This window comes from Aquiflexum balticum DSM 16537 (assembly GCF_900176595.1).
Lineage (GTDB): Bacteria > Bacteroidota > Bacteroidia > Cytophagales > Cyclobacteriaceae > Aquiflexum > Aquiflexum balticum.
The window spans coordinates 2094489-2109230 of sequence record NZ_LT838813.1; the positions used below are offsets into that span (position 1 = coordinate 2094489).

At 38.8% G+C, this 14742-nt stretch carries 17 protein-coding genes; 5 read left to right on the top strand and 12 right to left on the bottom strand.

Annotated elements, in window-relative coordinates:
* The first annotated feature begins 163 nt into the window (after positions 1–163).
* Genes B9A52_RS09020 through B9A52_RS09030 form a run of 3 tightly spaced genes read left to right on the top strand, consistent with a single transcriptional unit; the run spans position 164 to position 4318 of the window.
* Entirely contained in the window at positions 164–1507 is a 1344-nt protein-coding gene (locus tag B9A52_RS09020) for an efflux RND transporter periplasmic adaptor subunit (protein WP_084119996.1), read from the top strand.
* 17 nt (positions 1508–1524) lie between these two features.
* Entirely contained in the window at positions 1525–2844 is a 1320-nt protein-coding gene (locus tag B9A52_RS09025; protein ID WP_084119997.1) for an ABC transporter permease, read from the top strand.
* 31 nt (positions 2845–2875) lie between these two features.
* Positions 2876–4318, top strand: coding sequence for a TolC family protein (locus tag B9A52_RS09030; RefSeq protein WP_394334885.1), 1443 nt, complete (start codon positions 2876–2878; stop codon positions 4316–4318).
* A gap of 17 nt (positions 4319–4335) precedes the next feature.
* Here the strand turns inward: B9A52_RS09030 and B9A52_RS09035 are convergent, their stop codons facing one another.
* The 9 genes from B9A52_RS09035 to B9A52_RS09075 all read right to left on the bottom strand — a co-directional run bounded on the left by B9A52_RS09035 (position 4336) and on the right by B9A52_RS09075 (position 10474).
* Positions 4336–4515: an Arc family DNA-binding protein gene (locus tag B9A52_RS09035; RefSeq protein ID WP_084119999.1), complete on the bottom strand. Its 180-nt coding sequence runs from the start codon at positions 4513–4515 to the stop codon at positions 4336–4338.
* Positions 4505–4999, bottom strand: coding sequence for a hypothetical protein (locus tag B9A52_RS09040; protein WP_084120000.1), 495 nt, complete (start codon positions 4997–4999; stop codon positions 4505–4507). The genes B9A52_RS09035 and B9A52_RS09040 overlap by 11 nt, the downstream gene beginning before the upstream one ends.
* The gene (locus B9A52_RS09045; protein WP_084120001.1) at positions 4992–5495 is read right to left on the bottom strand and encodes a hypothetical protein; all 504 of its coding nucleotides are present in this window, start codon (positions 5493–5495) and stop codon (positions 4992–4994) included. The genes B9A52_RS09040 and B9A52_RS09045 overlap by 8 nt, the downstream gene beginning before the upstream one ends.
* Positions 5496–5501: 6 nt before the next feature.
* A complete protein-coding gene (locus tag B9A52_RS09050) occupies positions 5502–6350 on the bottom strand; it encodes an SPFH domain-containing protein (protein ID WP_084120002.1) in 849 nt (282 codons plus the stop codon).
* A 181-nt stretch (positions 6351–6531) separates the two neighbouring features.
* A complete protein-coding gene (locus B9A52_RS09055) occupies positions 6532–7239 on the bottom strand; it encodes a gluconate 2-dehydrogenase subunit 3 family protein (RefSeq protein ID WP_084120003.1) in 708 nt (235 codons plus the stop codon).
* A 10-nt stretch (positions 7240–7249) separates the two neighbouring features.
* Complete coding sequence (locus B9A52_RS09060) at positions 7250–8992, bottom strand: GMC family oxidoreductase (RefSeq protein WP_084120004.1); 1743 nt, start codon at positions 8990–8992, stop codon at positions 7250–7252.
* Between the two features lie 231 nt (positions 8993–9223).
* The gene (locus B9A52_RS09065) at positions 9224–9730 is read right to left on the bottom strand and encodes a DUF6398 domain-containing protein (protein WP_197687281.1); all 507 of its coding nucleotides are present in this window, start codon (positions 9728–9730) and stop codon (positions 9224–9226) included.
* A 103-nt stretch (positions 9731–9833) separates the two neighbouring features.
* Entirely contained in the window at positions 9834–10274 is a 441-nt protein-coding gene (locus B9A52_RS09070) for a PIN domain-containing protein (protein WP_084120005.1), read from the bottom strand.
* Positions 10271–10474 (bottom strand): hypothetical protein, encoded by a 204-nt coding sequence (locus B9A52_RS09075; RefSeq protein WP_084120006.1) that lies wholly within the window; start codon positions 10472–10474, stop codon positions 10271–10273. The genes B9A52_RS09070 and B9A52_RS09075 overlap by 4 nt, the downstream gene beginning before the upstream one ends.
* Before the next feature lie 435 nt (positions 10475–10909).
* Here B9A52_RS09075 and B9A52_RS09080 point away from each other — a divergent pair, with 435 nt between their 5' ends.
* A complete protein-coding gene (locus tag B9A52_RS09080) occupies positions 10910–12037 on the top strand; it encodes a glycoside hydrolase family 43 protein (protein ID WP_084120007.1) in 1128 nt (375 codons plus the stop codon).
* Positions 12038–12085: 48 nt separating this feature from the next.
* Entirely contained in the window at positions 12086–12769 is a 684-nt protein-coding gene (locus B9A52_RS09085; protein WP_084120008.1) for a GDSL-type esterase/lipase family protein, read from the top strand.
* Between the two features lie 157 nt (positions 12770–12926).
* Here the strand turns inward: B9A52_RS09085 and B9A52_RS09090 are convergent, their stop codons facing one another.
* From B9A52_RS09090 to B9A52_RS26525, 3 genes are all read right to left on the bottom strand, one after another.
* Positions 12927–13913: an ABC transporter ATP-binding protein gene (locus tag B9A52_RS09090; RefSeq protein ID WP_084120009.1), complete on the bottom strand. Its 987-nt coding sequence runs from the start codon at positions 13911–13913 to the stop codon at positions 12927–12929.
* A 14-nt stretch (positions 13914–13927) separates the two neighbouring features.
* Positions 13928–14302: a DUF2442 domain-containing protein gene (locus B9A52_RS09095; protein WP_084120010.1), complete on the bottom strand. Its 375-nt coding sequence runs from the start codon at positions 14300–14302 to the stop codon at positions 13928–13930.
* A gap of 68 nt (positions 14303–14370) precedes the next feature.
* Positions 14371–14520, bottom strand: a complete 150-nt coding sequence (locus B9A52_RS26525; protein WP_084120011.1) for a DUF4160 domain-containing protein — start codon at positions 14518–14520, stop codon at positions 14371–14373.
* Between the last annotated feature and the right edge of the window lie 222 nt (positions 14521–14742).

Below are 14742 nucleotides of genomic sequence, written 5' to 3' on the forward strand. Positions count from 1 at the left end.
TAACAGGGGTGCAAGTTATTAAATGATAACCAAACCCATCATATGCCTTAAATCTTAATTTCCCTTATTTTGCAAATTACTTTAATGGTGTTAAAACTTTCTTATTGGGTTCAATGCCAAGTCTATAAGTTGTATTATTGTATTTACACAATTAGTATAGATCATGCAGAAAAAACCCATATATATCGGAATAGCCATTGTTTTGTCCCTGCTTGCAATTTTCTATTTTTTCTCACGGGGAGGTGTTGAAGAGGGGTTCGAAATCATGGCCAAGGTCAATCAAGGTGATTTCAGGGTAGAAATTACCACTTCAGGGGAATTGCAGGCACTGAATTCCGTTGAGATTTTGGGTCCATCAGAGGCTAGGAGGTATAGGGTAGGGAATATAACTATTGAATCAATGGTAGATGAAGGCACTATTGTCAAGCAGGGTGATTTTATAGCTTCTCTGGATAGGACGGAACTTTTTGGAAGATTGGAAGACAGAAGGATTGACCTGGAACAAAACAAAGCCTTATATGAACAGACGCAGTTGGATACCTCTTTGGTATTGAGACAGGAAAGAGATAATCTGATCAACATGGAATATGAGGTAGGGGCTATGAAACTTATCTTAGACCAATCTCAATATGAACCACCTGCCATAATCAAACAAAATGAGTACAATTACGAAAAGGCAAAAAGAGACCTAGAACAGGCAAAAGAAAGATACAGGATAAAAACATTGCAAGAAAAAGCAAGAATGGTTGAGGTCTCTGCCAGGCTGCGTGAAGTACAATTGGAAGTGTCCCAAATTGAAGAGGTTCTAAAAAAATTTACTGTCACAGCTCCTCAAAACGGTATGGTAATCTATTATCAAGGTAGAGGAGGTAAAATCAAAGAAGGCTCTCAAATCAGTAGTTGGAATCCTGTCGTAGCGACATTGCCGGACCTGTCCTCCATGCAGAGTGTCACTTATGTCAACGAAGTAGATATAAGAAAAGTAAAATCAGGTCAAAAGGTCGAGCTGGGACTCGATGCTTTTCCTGAAAGAAATTACACGGGAGAAGTATTAAAAGTTGCCAATGTAGGGCAGCAGCGTCCAAACTCTGATGCCAAAGTATTTGAAGTAATTATCAAGGTGAATGAGAGTGATGCCTCCATGAGGCCATCCATGACCACTAGCAATACCATTATTATTGAAAAACTTGAGAATGTACTATATGTTCCCTTGGAGGCGATCAATGTCATGAACGATAGCGTCAATTATGTTTTTCTCGAAAATAAGAAAAAGCAGGAAGTCAAATTGGGATTGGCAAATGCGAATGATATAGTCATAGAAATGGGCTTAAGTGAAGGTCAGGAAGTTTATTTATCCACTCCCGCTTGGTCCGAAAACACATCCATAACTTTATTGGAAGAACTAAACGGTAAAAGAAATCCAGAATTGGATTTTTCAGTTCCCATTACTGATTCGGAGATTCAGACAATGAATACTTCGAAAAATGGCAGAATAAGAAATCAGTAATTCTCTAAAGTATTTTTATGTTTGACGAAAGATTGAAAGCCAATTTCCAAATCGCCTTGGATGCAGTAATTGCCAACAAGCTGAGGTCACTTTTGACGGCGCTTGGGATTATTTTTGGTGTGGCAGCAGTCATTGCCATGCTCGCCATCGGAAATGGTGCCCAACAGGAAATCCTCGAACAGATCCGCTTGGTAGGAGTCAATAATATTGTAATTGAGCCGGTTTTTGAACAGATAGAACAAACCTTGGGGGAAGAGACTGACCTTGAAGTCGAAAGAGGGAAATTCAGTCCGGGATTAAGGCTTTCGGATGTAGATGCGATTGCAGAAATGATTCCGGGGGTTAGAAATATCAGCCCAGAGATAATTCTGGAAACATTTTTGGTCAAAAGCGGAATCAGGCGTTCTGCAAAACTTGTAGGAATTACTCCGGCCTATTTTGAAGTATTGGATTTTCATCTGAGAGAAGGAAAAATGTTCAGCCCCGGCAATCTGATCAATGGTGATCCTGTGTGCATTATTGGAAGATCTGTACAATCGAAATTCTTTGCCAAAGAGAGCCCCATAGGTAAAAAAATCAAAAGCGGAAATCAGTGGTTGGAGGTAATCGGAGTGATGGAAGAGAGGTTGATTTCAGAACAGAGCATATCCAAATTGGGTATCCGGGATTTTAATATGGATGTATATATCCCCATTCAATCCATGTTGATCCGATTTAAAAACAGAGATTTGGTGACTGGATATAGTATCATGAATGAGGATCCCAGCAATACTTTATCTCAGAATTATCATCAGATAGACAAGATTGTTGTTCAAGTGGAAGAAAGTGAATCGCTCAATCCAACCGCAGAGGTTATTGCCAAATTGCTTGAAAGAAGACATAATCAGGTGGTGGACTTTGAAATAACAATTCCAGAGTTATTGTTAAAGCAGCAGCAGCGCACCCAAAATATTTTTAACCTTGTGTTGGGAGCCATTGCAGGGATATCCCTTCTTGTGGGTGGAATAGGTATCATGAATATCATGTTGGCCTCAGTGATGGAAAGAATAAAAGAAATTGGCCTAAGACTTTCGTTGGGCGCAAAAAAATCCGATATTGTCAATCAATTTCTATTTGAAGCAGTCATGATCAGTGTGTCAGGAGGTATAATAGGTGTTTCTTTAGGGATTTTCCTTGCGTATTTGGTATCCATTCTTGGGGACTTCCCGACTATTGTCACTATATCTTCAATCGTGCTGTCATTTGGAGTTGCTGCTTCAGTCGGTCTTGTATTTGGAATAGCTCCGGCAAGGAAGGCAGCAAGTCAGGATCCTATAACTTCTTTAAGGTATGAGTAAAAATTTATTTCGAAGCATATTATTTTGTTTCATGTTTGCATTGCCAAACTGGGGATTTTCCCAGGAAAATCTTGTTTTTTCACTTCAGCAAATAGTGGAGAGAGCCAAATCCAGATCACCTGCTGCATTGAGAGCAGAGACTAGAAAGGAAAACAGGTATTGGAATTTTCGGTTCTATCAATCCAATTATAATCCACAACTGAGACTGAACGGGACCTTGCCCAGATTGTCACAAGCATTCAATAACGTGGTTCAGCCTGATGGCACGATCGAATTCAGGGAGGTAAGCCAAAATTTCATGGACCTTGAATTGGGAGTTGTCCAATCAATTGCTGCCACCGGAGGTGTGTTGTCTGTCAATTCATCCACAAACAGATTCGATAACTTTTTGGCACCCGCTGGTAGTCCCAGGACCCAATGGAGCGGTACACCTGTAAATGTCCGACTTAGCCAGCCCATATTTGCATTCAATCCCCTTAAATGGGATAAGAAAATCGAACCATTGGTTTACGAAGAAAGCAAAAGAGAATTTGTCGAAGAAATGGAGCAAATCAGTCAAACGGTTACCCAATTGTTCTTTGACGTTCTCATCTCCCAGATCAATTTTGAAATTGCAACTAAAAACCTCAAAAACACTCAGGAAATTCTTAAAATCGAACAGGGGAGGTATAATATTGGGACAACCTATGAGGATAAATTATTACAGGTAGAACTTCAGGTACTTCAGGCCAGGCAGGATTTAGCGCAGGCAAGTTTGGATCTTGAAGCCAATTCACTCAGGCTTAAATCTTATGTGGGCATCAATGAATTGGCGGATTTAACTTTAGTGCCTCCCGGTGAGATCCCTGATTTTACTGTCAATGTCGAAGAGGCAATAGATTATGCATTTCAATATAGAGCAGAATCTCTGGGATTTGACAGAAGACTTTTGCAGGCAGAGTCAGGTGTGGCCAATGCAAGAGGACAAAGATTCAATGTTTTGATGAACGCCAGTTATGGACTCAACAATGCTGCGCTTACATGGGTTGATATTTTTTCAGATCCCAATAGGCAGGTTTTGTTTAATATAGGATTCTCAGTTCCGATTTTGGACTGGGGGAGAAACAAAGCCCGTATGGGACAGGCCGAGGCAAACAAGCGGTTGGTGGAATACACAGTTGAGCAGGATATGATAAATTTTGAGCAGGAAATCTTTACCAAAGTCCGAAATTTTGATATGCTCAAAGACCGATTAGAGATTACGGATCTTGCAGATAAAGTGGCAGATAAAAGGTATGAAATTTCCCTTCGAAGGTATCAAAACGGAAATGTGACCATAACAGACCTCAATATCGCCCAACAGGAAAAAGATCAGAACAGAAGGGCTTACATCCAATCATTGAGAGATTATTGGACTGCTTATTTCGAAATGAGGCAGTTGACTTTATATGATTTTGAAGTTGGTCAGTTATTGTATACTCCTGAAGCACTTTAAGGAACATTATCCTTTCTTTAGTCTTGGTTTGGGTCATTTAATTCTGATTTCTTAAATCGTCCTGACTTTTTCAAAGCTTCTTGGATAATCCACTCAATTTGTCCATTGGTACTACGGAATTCATCTGCAGCCCATTTTTCGACAGCTTTAATCAGCTTTTCATCTATTCTTAAAGCGAAAGGTTTCTTAGCTGCCATTATATTCTAATTTAAACTTCCTGAATTGCTCAATGGCTTTTTGGGCTTCTTCAGGTTTATGTGTTCCCAGCATGAACTTTTTATTTTTGGTGGTGATCAACAAACCGTATTTGCCACCGGTATTGTACAGCCAATGGTCAAAATTGTATCGGATACCCCAACCACCAAATTCCAATAAGGAATTGTATTTCATGATTTCTATTTGCTCAATATCTTCAAACCCATATTTTCTCCAATTATTGATGATCGGAGAATATTTATATTGTAGGCTTTTTCCATCTATTCTTATTTCCAGCCTGAAGGAGAGTAAAAACAATACAGCACTGCCCAGAATTAAAAAAGTAATGAATAGATCAAACCAGTCAACTGACTTGTCCGGCAGAAGAAAGGACAAGCCTAATAAGATTAATGTAACCGATACCACAGGTATCCATATCAATACCTGATTGAACCTTTGGGATTCTTTTAATATATAATCAGCCATAATTTTCAGTATTTAAATTTTTATTTTCTTTCCACAATAAAATCATTTCTTCCATCTCTCTGGGTTTATGGGTGCTAAAAACCAGTTTTCTTTTCGGAAGTTGAACTTCCACAACATAGTCGGCAAAGAAAATGTAGGCCCTTGTTTTTTTCGAAAATCTGACACCTACTCCTCCATATTCCAATATTCCGCTCATTTTTTTAACCTGAATGGTTTCCATTTCTTCTTTGTTGATTTTGGTCCATCGATTCAAAAATGGTGGGTTTCTATATGATAATCCATCAGTGGTCAATCTTAATTCCAGCCTGATAGCCATCAATAACCAGAAAATCAAGATCATCATGCCAACTACTAATCCCATTACAAAGGGTCCGTCATCTCCTAATTTCCCGGTTTGCCATAAGACGCCAACTAGAATCAGGGTAGGTAATTCCAGAAGTAAAATTCCAAACATTAAAACCGAACCTCTAAAACTTTGCACTTCATTGACTACCATTTATGACTATTGATTGAGTGTTCCTACATTCAGTACAGGACTCGCCGCTCGGTCAGAGCAAAGCACCACCATCAGGTTGCTGACCATGGCTGCTTTCTTCTCTTCCTCAAATTCAATGATTCCTTTGATTTTCAGATCTTCCAAAGCCATCTCAACCATGCCCACTGCACCATCTACTATTTTTCTTCTGGCAGCCACAATGGCAGTGGCCTGTTGTCTTTGCAACATAGCAGATGCGATTTCAGAAGCATAAGCAAGGTGCGAAATCCTAGCTTCGATGACTTTGATTCCGGCATGGTAGAGTCGTTCTTTGATTTCTTCTTCAAGAGAGTGGTTGACTTCTTCCACCCCAGACCTTAATGTGATTTCGGCATTTTCGGCTTCGAAATCATCATAAGGGTATTTTCCTGCCATTTTCCTTACAGCAGCGTCTGTTTGAAGATGGACGAAGTTTTCATAATCTTCCACATCAAATGTTGCTTTGAAAGTATCTTCTACTTGCCAAACAACAATAGTCCCAACCATCACAGGATTACCGATTTTGTCATTCACCTTTAGTGGCTTGTTTTCAAAATTTCTTACCCTTAGGGAAATCTTGTTTTTGGTCATAAATGGATTTACCCACATAAATCCATTCTCTTTCACCGTACCCTTATATGCTCCGAAAAGGATCAGGACCATTGCCTTGTTGGGTTGTAAGGTGAAAAATCCTGGCAAGACCAGAATTAATGAAACACCGAGTATTGCTCCAAGAAAATTCAGTTGATTGATAAATGAAAAGGCCGTGGCAGGAATGAGTGCTATCGCAACCAAAACCATCAAATAGCCGGACAGGGGTTTAGTTATTTTTTCCATATTGTTATGATATTAAATTGATATCAATGCAATATACTTTATTTTTCAAATAATGTTTCAGAAGTACTGAATTCTTTTTCAAATAATCTTTTCAAGTTGTAGAGTCAAATGAAAAAGACCCATTGGAATCTAATCCAACGGGTCTTTCATTTTATTGAAAATCTTTCAAACAGAATTTCTCTTACCCCACCAAATTCCCTTCATCATCCCATTCTGCGATTTTCCCCCTTTCATCAGGTTTCAAATATTGTGACAGGTACTTTTCCTCATAGGCAAAGCCATGTTTCTTCATAACTTCATCCGGCACACCATCCCATACATTTGGAGTATTTCCTTTGTAACCCAAATATTTGAAACCGATTTCTGAAGTGAAATATCCGGTAGACGCCAGGTTTCTCAGCATATTGAAAAACTTTACCCCACCTTCCATTTCCGGTTTGGCTTTGTCAGGCCAGGCAATCTCATCAATGATTTCCATCCTTTCGGATTCTGATAGTTCCAGAAACTTCTTTCCGTAATTGTCATCACTGTAATGGTCCAACCACATCAGCCCTCCTCTCATGGGTGTCTGATAAGGGGTGTAATCCTTCATCATAAACTCTATGAAGTCAGGAACACCGGCATCGGTAGCGCTTCCGGATTCACTATCGGCAGGCATGATGATATCTACCAATACATCCAGTTTTTTTCTTTCCTCTTCGGTAAAGAATGTTTCTGAAAGTAGGCGTTGATCATATGCTATTTCTTCTGCTGTTCTTCCTCCCGGCGTACCTCCGGCGATTTTTGGTGAAAAATCAGCTGCTTTGTCTTCAGGTGCACAATTGGTCAAAAGGAATCCTGATGCCAATGATCCGGTAAAAAGGAGTTTTAGATTTTCTCTTCTGTTCATGGCTACCGCATTAAATATTTTTCTTTTTCAATTCACTTACTATAAAATCGGAAGTTCTCCAGGCAAGGGCCAAAATGGTCCAAGTGGGATTTTTATCTGCTTGAGATACAAAAGGTCCCGCATCGACTACAAATAGATTTTTGCAGTCATGTGCCTGACAGTTGCTGTTCAGAACTGAAGTAGCTGGATTGTCTCCCATCCTGGTAGTTCCTACTTCATGTATTATTCTACCCGGCCCGGCCAAACCATATTTGGATTCAGGTCCAGGTTTGTTTCCCAACAAGACCGCGCCGGCATTGGTGAGTATTTCCTCAAAGGTATCCTGCATGTGTTTGGCCTGCTTGATTTCATGGTCTGTCCAATTGTAGGTGAATTTGAGTACAGGAATACCGAATTTATCCACCACATTGGGGTCTATTTCACAAAAATTACCGTACTGCGGGATACTTTCGCCTCTACCTGACATGCCCAATGTGGAACCATAGTATCGTCTGATATCCTTTTTAAGACCCTCTCCATAGCCGCCGTTTGGACTTGGATTGCCGAATTCATCCTTGATATGTTTTCTCATGGTATCCATCGCAAAACCTATCCCATAGGATGGCATCGACATTCCTCCCCAATATTCAATATGGTATCCCCTTGCAAAATCAAGTTTTTTATTGTCCAACCACCAAGGAGTATACACATGCATACCACCAACGCCATCTTCATTGTATCTTTCTCTGTCGATCAGATCGGGCATGATAGCCATCCTATCTGCACCAGTAGAATCATGGAGATAACGTCCTACCATTCCGCTGCTGTTTCCGACACCATTTGGGTGGGTTTTTGATTTGGAGTTCATCATGATTCTGGCAGATTCGCAAGCAGAAGCGCCTAATACTACCACTCTTGCCCTGAGTTTATATTCCTTCATGTCAACCTTACTAACGTAGGAAACGCCAGTCGCTTTGCCCGAATCGTCAGTGGTGACTGCCCTTACCATGGCGTTTGTATAAAGTTCTACTTTTCCTTTGGCCATGGCTGGTTTGACCAATACAGTTCCTGAAGAAAAATCCGCATAAGCCTGACAGGCCCGGTTACATTGGTTGCAGAAAAAACATACTCCCCTTTCATTGTTGACCGGACGGGTCAGCATGGAAAGGCGGGAAGGAATAACCGGGATATTGGATTTTTTAGCTCCTTTTGAGACATACATTTCATGAAGTCTTGGCTTGGGCGGAGGAAGGAAAAATCCGTCAGGTTCGTTGTAAATACCTTCTTTGGTACCGAAAACTCCAATCAGCTTATCAACCTTATCATAGTATGGCTTGACATCATCATATCCTATTGGCCAGTCATCTCCCAGGCCATCAATGCTACTCCTTTTGAAATCATTGGGTCCAAACCTCAGGGAAATCCTTCCCCAATGGTTGGTTCGGCCACCCAGCATTCTGGATCTGAACCAGTCAAAACTGGTGCCGCTGGACCTTGTATAGGGTTCACCGGCTATTTCCCATCCTCCTATGGCCTGATCAAAATCACCGAAAGGTCTTGTAGGTGTACCGCTGCCTCTTCGGGGAGATTCCCATGGATATCGTAATTGTGTCCGGTCCTCTTCCTTGGCAGGGTCAAAATCACCACCTGCTTCCAATACCGCCACTGATAAACCTGCTTCTGAAAGAATCTTAGAAGCCATGCCCCCACCGGCACCGGAACCCACTATGATGACATCATAGGCCTCTCCGGATGATTTGATCTCAAAACTCATGTTTTTTAATTTTTTTAGGTTTGTACGACAAGTTAAATAAAAAAATTTAAAAGTTCCAAATTGGAAATTTATTCAAGTTAATAAACAATTTGGGGATTGAACCTGTGTAGGGAAAATACTTTGATGATTGGTGTACTGGAAAAGTTTTGAGCGAAAAGTTGGGGATAATATATCGATTTGAGAAATATCAGAGGACGACTGCCGCAGTCTTCTTTAATCCTAATTTTTTCATTAGGGTTGCCTTATCTTAAATTCTATATCCCCGCCATTTGCTCTTGCCTCTCTGACCATTTGTTGCAAGTCATCGGGTAACGCATCTATTGGTACAATAAGTCCATCGACTTTGACCATTTCATTAAACGGATTCGATTCCTTCATTCGTTGTGTTGAAAATTCCGGACAGTAATGCCACATACCAAACAAATCCTTGATTTCCCGTGCTTTATTGGATACTGTGGAGTTCTTCGTTCCAAAGTATTCACTGATCTGATCTGTTGTCAAATATGGTTCAAAGGATTTGTCAAATAAAAAATTTATCGAACCGATAGCATGAACAACTGCTGCTGCCCAAATCTCAGGTTTTCCTCTTTGGAAAGGTACATCTCTTTTTCTGCCAAGTTTTTTAATAAGCTTTTCGCATAGCTGTAAATAGTCATCATTCAAATTTTGCCTGCAAAATGCTCCTGTCATTTCCAAGAGCTCTGCTTCTCTTTGCTTTATTTCTGGTTTAGTCATCATTTAATAATGAACAAATCGTTGAATATCGTTTAGTTTGTCACTTTATCTAATATAATCCCATCAAGCTTGCCTTTTAAGTCATTTCAACTTTTCTTGGTTGGAACTATTTTATTTTTAAAATTTTTAGAATTTCTTCTGTAGTTATCAGTTTTGTCCAACCTTTTTCTTCCAATCCTCTTTTCAAAACTCTGTCTCCACTCCAGAATTTCCCCTTGATATGCTCTGTTAATGCAACGAATTCAGTGTCGTCTATATCCAAGTCTTCGGTAAGGGAAAGAGCAGATAAAAAATTTTGTTTTTTTATTAGCTGAACATTGATGAACCTTATCCTTCGGGTAAACAAAGTGAAAATTCTTTTATAATCACCATCATCATATCCTGAAATGGTTTTTAATTTCTCAGAATGGTTTTCAAGCTCAAATAAAAGTTGCTCGGTTGAATAAAAATTAAGATTAGTTTTTGGCTGAAGTAGAATTCTTGCAATGCGGCTATTGGTATTTAACATCGCACTAAAAAGTATGTTGGTATCCACCACAATTCTCATAAACCAAGTTTATTTTTGGTCTTTTCCCAACGTCCTTTTTTAATTGATTTCACAAGCGAATCAACGTCCTTTTGTTTGGCTTTGGATTTTCTTGAAATCTCTTTGAATTCAAAAAGGTCTGTCAAATCCTGAAGATCATCAATATCGATATTACCTTCCAGCTTGAATATTATTTCATCTTTATTTCTCTCAATTATCATTGTATTCAAATTTTAGATATGAATATTTATATCAATAATACGGATTTTAGTTCATTTTTTTTTAATTATCCATTTAAAAATCATTATAGGTTGAGTTCTCAAATATCTAAGAATATTCAATTTTTGCTTAATGTTTTTCTTCAGAATTAAGAATATTTCCTATTAGTTTCTTGATTTCCCCAGCTCGATTACATGCAAGAAATAAGAGATTATAATATAATTTCATTGGGTTGAAATAAAAAACCACAACATGTATATACAAGTTGATTTTTTTATTAATATTAAAAACAAAACCTGATTCCCTGTTAATCTATGGTAGTTGTTTTAAAGATATTACAGCTATAGTTAAAAGTAATTGCCTACCACCAATATTAGCTGATTGGCAAAGGAATTACACCTTGAAACATTACTTAACACTTGCAAAATGAAAAAATTATGAAGCAATTTGTTTTTTTATTCTTGTTTTTGTTTAGCGGAATAATAGCGTTTGCACAAACCAAAGCATTTAAACCTGGCCAAGTTTGGTATGATACAGAAGGACATCCAATCAATGCGCACGGAGGTGGATTTTTATTCCATGAAGGCACCTATTACTGGTTTGGTCAAATAATGATTCCGGGAAAACGTGGTTCTGATGCTTGGGTTGGGGTTAGTTGTTATTCATCAACCGACCTTTACAATTGGGAAAATGAAGGGGTTGCATTTCACGTCGAAGACCATGCTTCCCATCAGGTAACGAGAGGTAGCAAAATAGAACGTCCTAAGGTTATTTTTAATGAAAAAACCAAAAAATTTGTGATGTGGTGGCATCATGATATCAACGGTCAAGGACATAAAAATGCAATGGCAGGAATAGCAATCAGCGATAATGTTTCCGGGCCTTATCAATTTGTCCGTGTTTTCAGGCCATTGAGCGGGTTTCTGCCATTTAATGTCTCTGAAGAAGATTTAAGTAGGGATATTCCTGAGATGGCCATGACATATCCATTTAATGGAGGAGAATTGCCTGTATCAGCTGATTCATTATTGTTGTATAAAAGAGACATTCACATAGGGCAAATGGTAAGGGATATGACTCTTTTCGTAGATGATGATGGGAAAGCCTACCATATTTATTCTTCTGAAGAAAACAGCACTTTACATATTGCAGAATTATCAGCTGACTATTTGGGATATACCGGGAAGTTTGCCCGTTTTTTTAGTGGGAGGTTTATGGAAGCGCCTACCCTTTTCAAGAGAAATGGGAAATACTATATGATCAATTCCGGTTGCACAGGTTGGAATCCAAATGAAGCCAGGTCGGCGTGGGCACCTTCTATTTGGGGGCCATGGGAGGAGTTTGGTAATCCATCTATTGGGAAAGAATCTGAGATTACTTTTAACTCTCAGGGAACATTCGTCCTGCCTGTTCAGGGAAAGAAAAATGCTTACATTTTCGTGGCTGACCGTTGGAATCCTGCAAACCCAATAGATGGGCGGTATGTTTGGCTACCGATTTCATTTGAAGGAGAAAGACCTATTCTTCGATGGAAAGACACATGGGACCTGGAAATTTTCGATTGAGTTGAAACCTTAGTATTTCTTTAATTGTCATAGAATCAAAATATAAAAATGGATAAAGCCGTGAGAAGTATTAAGTTTTTATCGGTGCTCTCTATAGTACTGTGCTTTTCAATGGGATTGGCATTTGGGCAGGAAAAGAGTCGTTTTTGGGACGATGTGCAAACGATTAAAAAATTTGATAAAATTTACAGACCCACTGAAAATTCCATAGTATTTGTAGGCAGTTCTTCTATTCGATTATGGAACGATGCCGAACAGATTTTTGCTAAATACAACGTACTCAACAGAGGACTTGGAGGCACAGTGGTAAATGACATAATATTCTATGCCGACGAATTGATCTTCGATTACAACCCCCGTCAAGTGGTGATCTACGTAGGTGAAAACGATCTTGGGGATGGGACCACACCTGCAGACACCATTTTCGCTCGAACTAAGCAATTATTCAATACAATCCGTGCCAAATTACCTGAAGTGCCTATTGCATATATATCCATCAAACCAAGTCCGGGAAGAGATTATGCCAAAGATGTCTTAATCAGGACAAATGAATTGATACTGTCATATGTTTCAACCCAACAAAATATTGAATATGTAGATGTATTTAAAACCATGGTAAATAAAGATGGAACCTATAGAACGGAATTGTTTTTAAGTGACAATATACATATGACTCCTGAAGGGTATAAAATTTGGAAAAAAACGCTAATGCCCTTTTTGATTAAAAAATGATTTGTTTAACCCATTGCTTATGAAGATTAACACTTTGATTATCCCGGCATTCATGGTTGTCATCCTATGGTTGATGCCTTCCTTAATAAAACCAATTCATGGACTCTTATTTTACCATAAAAAAATCAAAAGATTGATCATGACTATCCCTTTTAATTTACTCCCTACTCTCCAAAAACTCCAACAATCCACCAATCCCCAAAAACTCCTGTTCCATGTCCCCCTGTTTCAATAAAATCCGCAATGGATTCTCCTCAACTCGGATTTGGACAGCTTGAAGCTTGTTGGCTGAAATGTTCTTTTGAAGTGCAGCCTGAACCCATTGTACTGTAGCTTCAGGACCTTCGATCTGAATAGCAAATTCGTCAATTTTAGGCTGTACTTTTCCGCTTTTGGGATTAAAAGAAAGCCTATCTGACGGCAGTAAAAGATTGATCTGACCATTTAGTATCAGGTCTTCAGGAAGGCCTGAAACCAAAGGTTGTCCACACTGCATCAACCAAAAAATATCAGCTGTTTCTATAGCGATTTCCAGGTCATGGGTCACCACCAAGACGGCTTTTTTGGATTCCTTGGCGATTTGTCTGAGAAGATGCATGATTTCAAAGCGGTTGACCAAATCCAGGTGGGCAGTAGGTTCATCCAAAATCAGGACATCCCCATCTTGGGCCAAGGCCCGTGCAATCATCGTTTTCTGCAACTGCCCATCACTGCATTCACTCAAGGGCTGATTGCGGATATACCCGGTATGGGTTTGGGAGATGGCCTGTTCTACCATTTTTTGGTCTTCATCGGATAGTTTACCCAACCAACCAGTATGCGGAATCCGCCCCAAAGCAACCAATTGCCCAACGGTCAAATTTCCAGTAGTGATTTTCTCTGTTAGGACAACTGCAATTTTCTTGGCCAGGGCTTTTTGAGAAAAGGAAGTCAAAGGTTTCCCCTCCAAAAAAATCTCACCACTCAGTGGAGGCACCTGTCCCATAATGGTCTTGACCAAAGTGGATTTCCCAACGCCATTTGGACCTAAAAGACAGGTCAGTTTTCCTTTTTCAAGGTTGAAATTCAAATCTTCAGCAATTGCTTTAGACTTTTTGCCAGATTGATACCCTATATTAAGATTTTTACTTTGTAAATTAACCATGTTGGGGCATATAGCTAATAAGAAAGTGCCACATCAGAATGTGTCAGTTCATATTGTAAAAGTCCCCTCAAACTTAAATCTTCATCCAGTTTTTCCCAATGAACACCATCTTTGCTTATAAAGTATTTTTCCAAATCTTTCAATCCTGCATTTTTTAAGTTCTTGAAGTCAGAAATTTTTCTCTTCATGACTTTTTTATTGTTCAAAACAAAAAGTAAAAGATCCAAATCAGGATAAAAATTAAGCCCTACAATTTTCAGTTTGTGGTTTTGTATCAAAATATCCAAAGAATCAGGTTTGAAAATGTAATCTTCAATATCACCTTTTGTTTCTGCGGAATTCAATTGATCCAAATACTCAGTCGTATGTTTACTGATTGAACGTTTCATACCATTTCATTTTTATTAGGTCATAGTTCTCATCTACCAATGCCAGGATTTTTCTTAGTTCATTCAATTTAAAACCATAATTTGATTTGATCAATATATCTGGTTCTAAAATTAATTTTAGCCTCTGAATCTGCTTTTAATACATGAATATGAATTGGAGGATGGTCATTGCTATAAATATAGAACCGATATCCATTATTTTCAAGAACCTTAACCATATTTAAAAATACATAAATACAACTAAAATCACGAACCTGAAGTTGTTATCCGATTTTAGAGGTAACCTAGTCATGGCTTTTTATGATTCTATATTTTCCAACTAAGTTATTTTCTTGAAAAGGCACTCTTGGTCTTCAGATGTCTCATCCGATAGCTATCGGATCCGACATGACAAGGATAGATCTTATCCAATATCTAACATTTCTTGATCAGAAAGCATC

What these genes read in the sequence shown, in the direction of transcription:
- B9A52_RS09020 (WP_084119996.1), top strand. Translation starts at nt 164, where the DNA reads ATGCAGAAAAAACCCATATATATCGGAATAGCCATTGTTTTGTCCCTG.
- B9A52_RS09025 (WP_084119997.1), top strand. Translation starts at nt 1,525, where the DNA reads ATGTTTGACGAAAGATTGAAAGCCAATTTCCAAATCGCCTTGGATGCA.
- B9A52_RS09030 (WP_394334885.1), top strand. Translation starts at nt 2,876, where the DNA reads ATGTTTGCATTGCCAAACTGGGGATTTTCCCAGGAAAATCTTGTTTTT.
- B9A52_RS09035 (WP_084119999.1), bottom strand. Translation starts at nt 4,515, where the DNA reads ATGGCAGCTAAGAAACCTTTCGCTTTAAGAATAGATGAAAAGCTGATT.
- B9A52_RS09040 (WP_084120000.1), bottom strand. Translation starts at nt 4,999, where the DNA reads ATGGCTGATTATATATTAAAAGAATCCCAAAGGTTCAATCAGGTATTG.
- B9A52_RS09045 (WP_084120001.1), bottom strand. Translation starts at nt 5,495, where the DNA reads ATGGTAGTCAATGAAGTGCAAAGTTTTAGAGGTTCGGTTTTAATGTTT.
- B9A52_RS09050 (WP_084120002.1), bottom strand. Translation starts at nt 6,350, where the DNA reads ATGGAAAAAATAACTAAACCCCTGTCCGGCTATTTGATGGTTTTGGTT.
- B9A52_RS09055 (WP_084120003.1), bottom strand. Translation starts at nt 7,239, where the DNA reads ATGAACAGAAGAGAAAATCTAAAACTCCTTTTTACCGGATCATTGGCA.
- B9A52_RS09060 (WP_084120004.1), bottom strand. Translation starts at nt 8,992, where the DNA reads ATGAGTTTTGAGATCAAATCATCCGGAGAGGCCTATGATGTCATCATA.
- B9A52_RS09065 (WP_197687281.1), bottom strand. Translation starts at nt 9,730, where the DNA reads ATGATGACTAAACCAGAAATAAAGCAAAGAGAAGCAGAGCTCTTGGAA.
- B9A52_RS09070 (WP_084120005.1), bottom strand. Translation starts at nt 10,274, where the DNA reads ATGAGAATTGTGGTGGATACCAACATACTTTTTAGTGCGATGTTAAAT.
- B9A52_RS09075 (WP_084120006.1), bottom strand. Translation starts at nt 10,474, where the DNA reads ATGATAATTGAGAGAAATAAAGATGAAATAATATTCAAGCTGGAAGGT.
- B9A52_RS09080 (WP_084120007.1), top strand. Translation starts at nt 10,910, where the DNA reads ATGAAGCAATTTGTTTTTTTATTCTTGTTTTTGTTTAGCGGAATAATA.
- B9A52_RS09085 (WP_084120008.1), top strand. Translation starts at nt 12,086, where the DNA reads ATGGATAAAGCCGTGAGAAGTATTAAGTTTTTATCGGTGCTCTCTATA.
- B9A52_RS09090 (WP_084120009.1), bottom strand. Translation starts at nt 13,913, where the DNA reads ATGGTTAATTTACAAAGTAAAAATCTTAATATAGGGTATCAATCTGGC.
- B9A52_RS09095 (WP_084120010.1), bottom strand. Translation starts at nt 14,302, where the DNA reads ATGAAACGTTCAATCAGTAAACATACGACTGAGTATTTGGATCAATTG.
- B9A52_RS26525 (WP_084120011.1), bottom strand. Translation starts at nt 14,520, where the DNA reads ATGGTTAAGGTTCTTGAAAATAATGGATATCGGTTCTATATTTATAGC.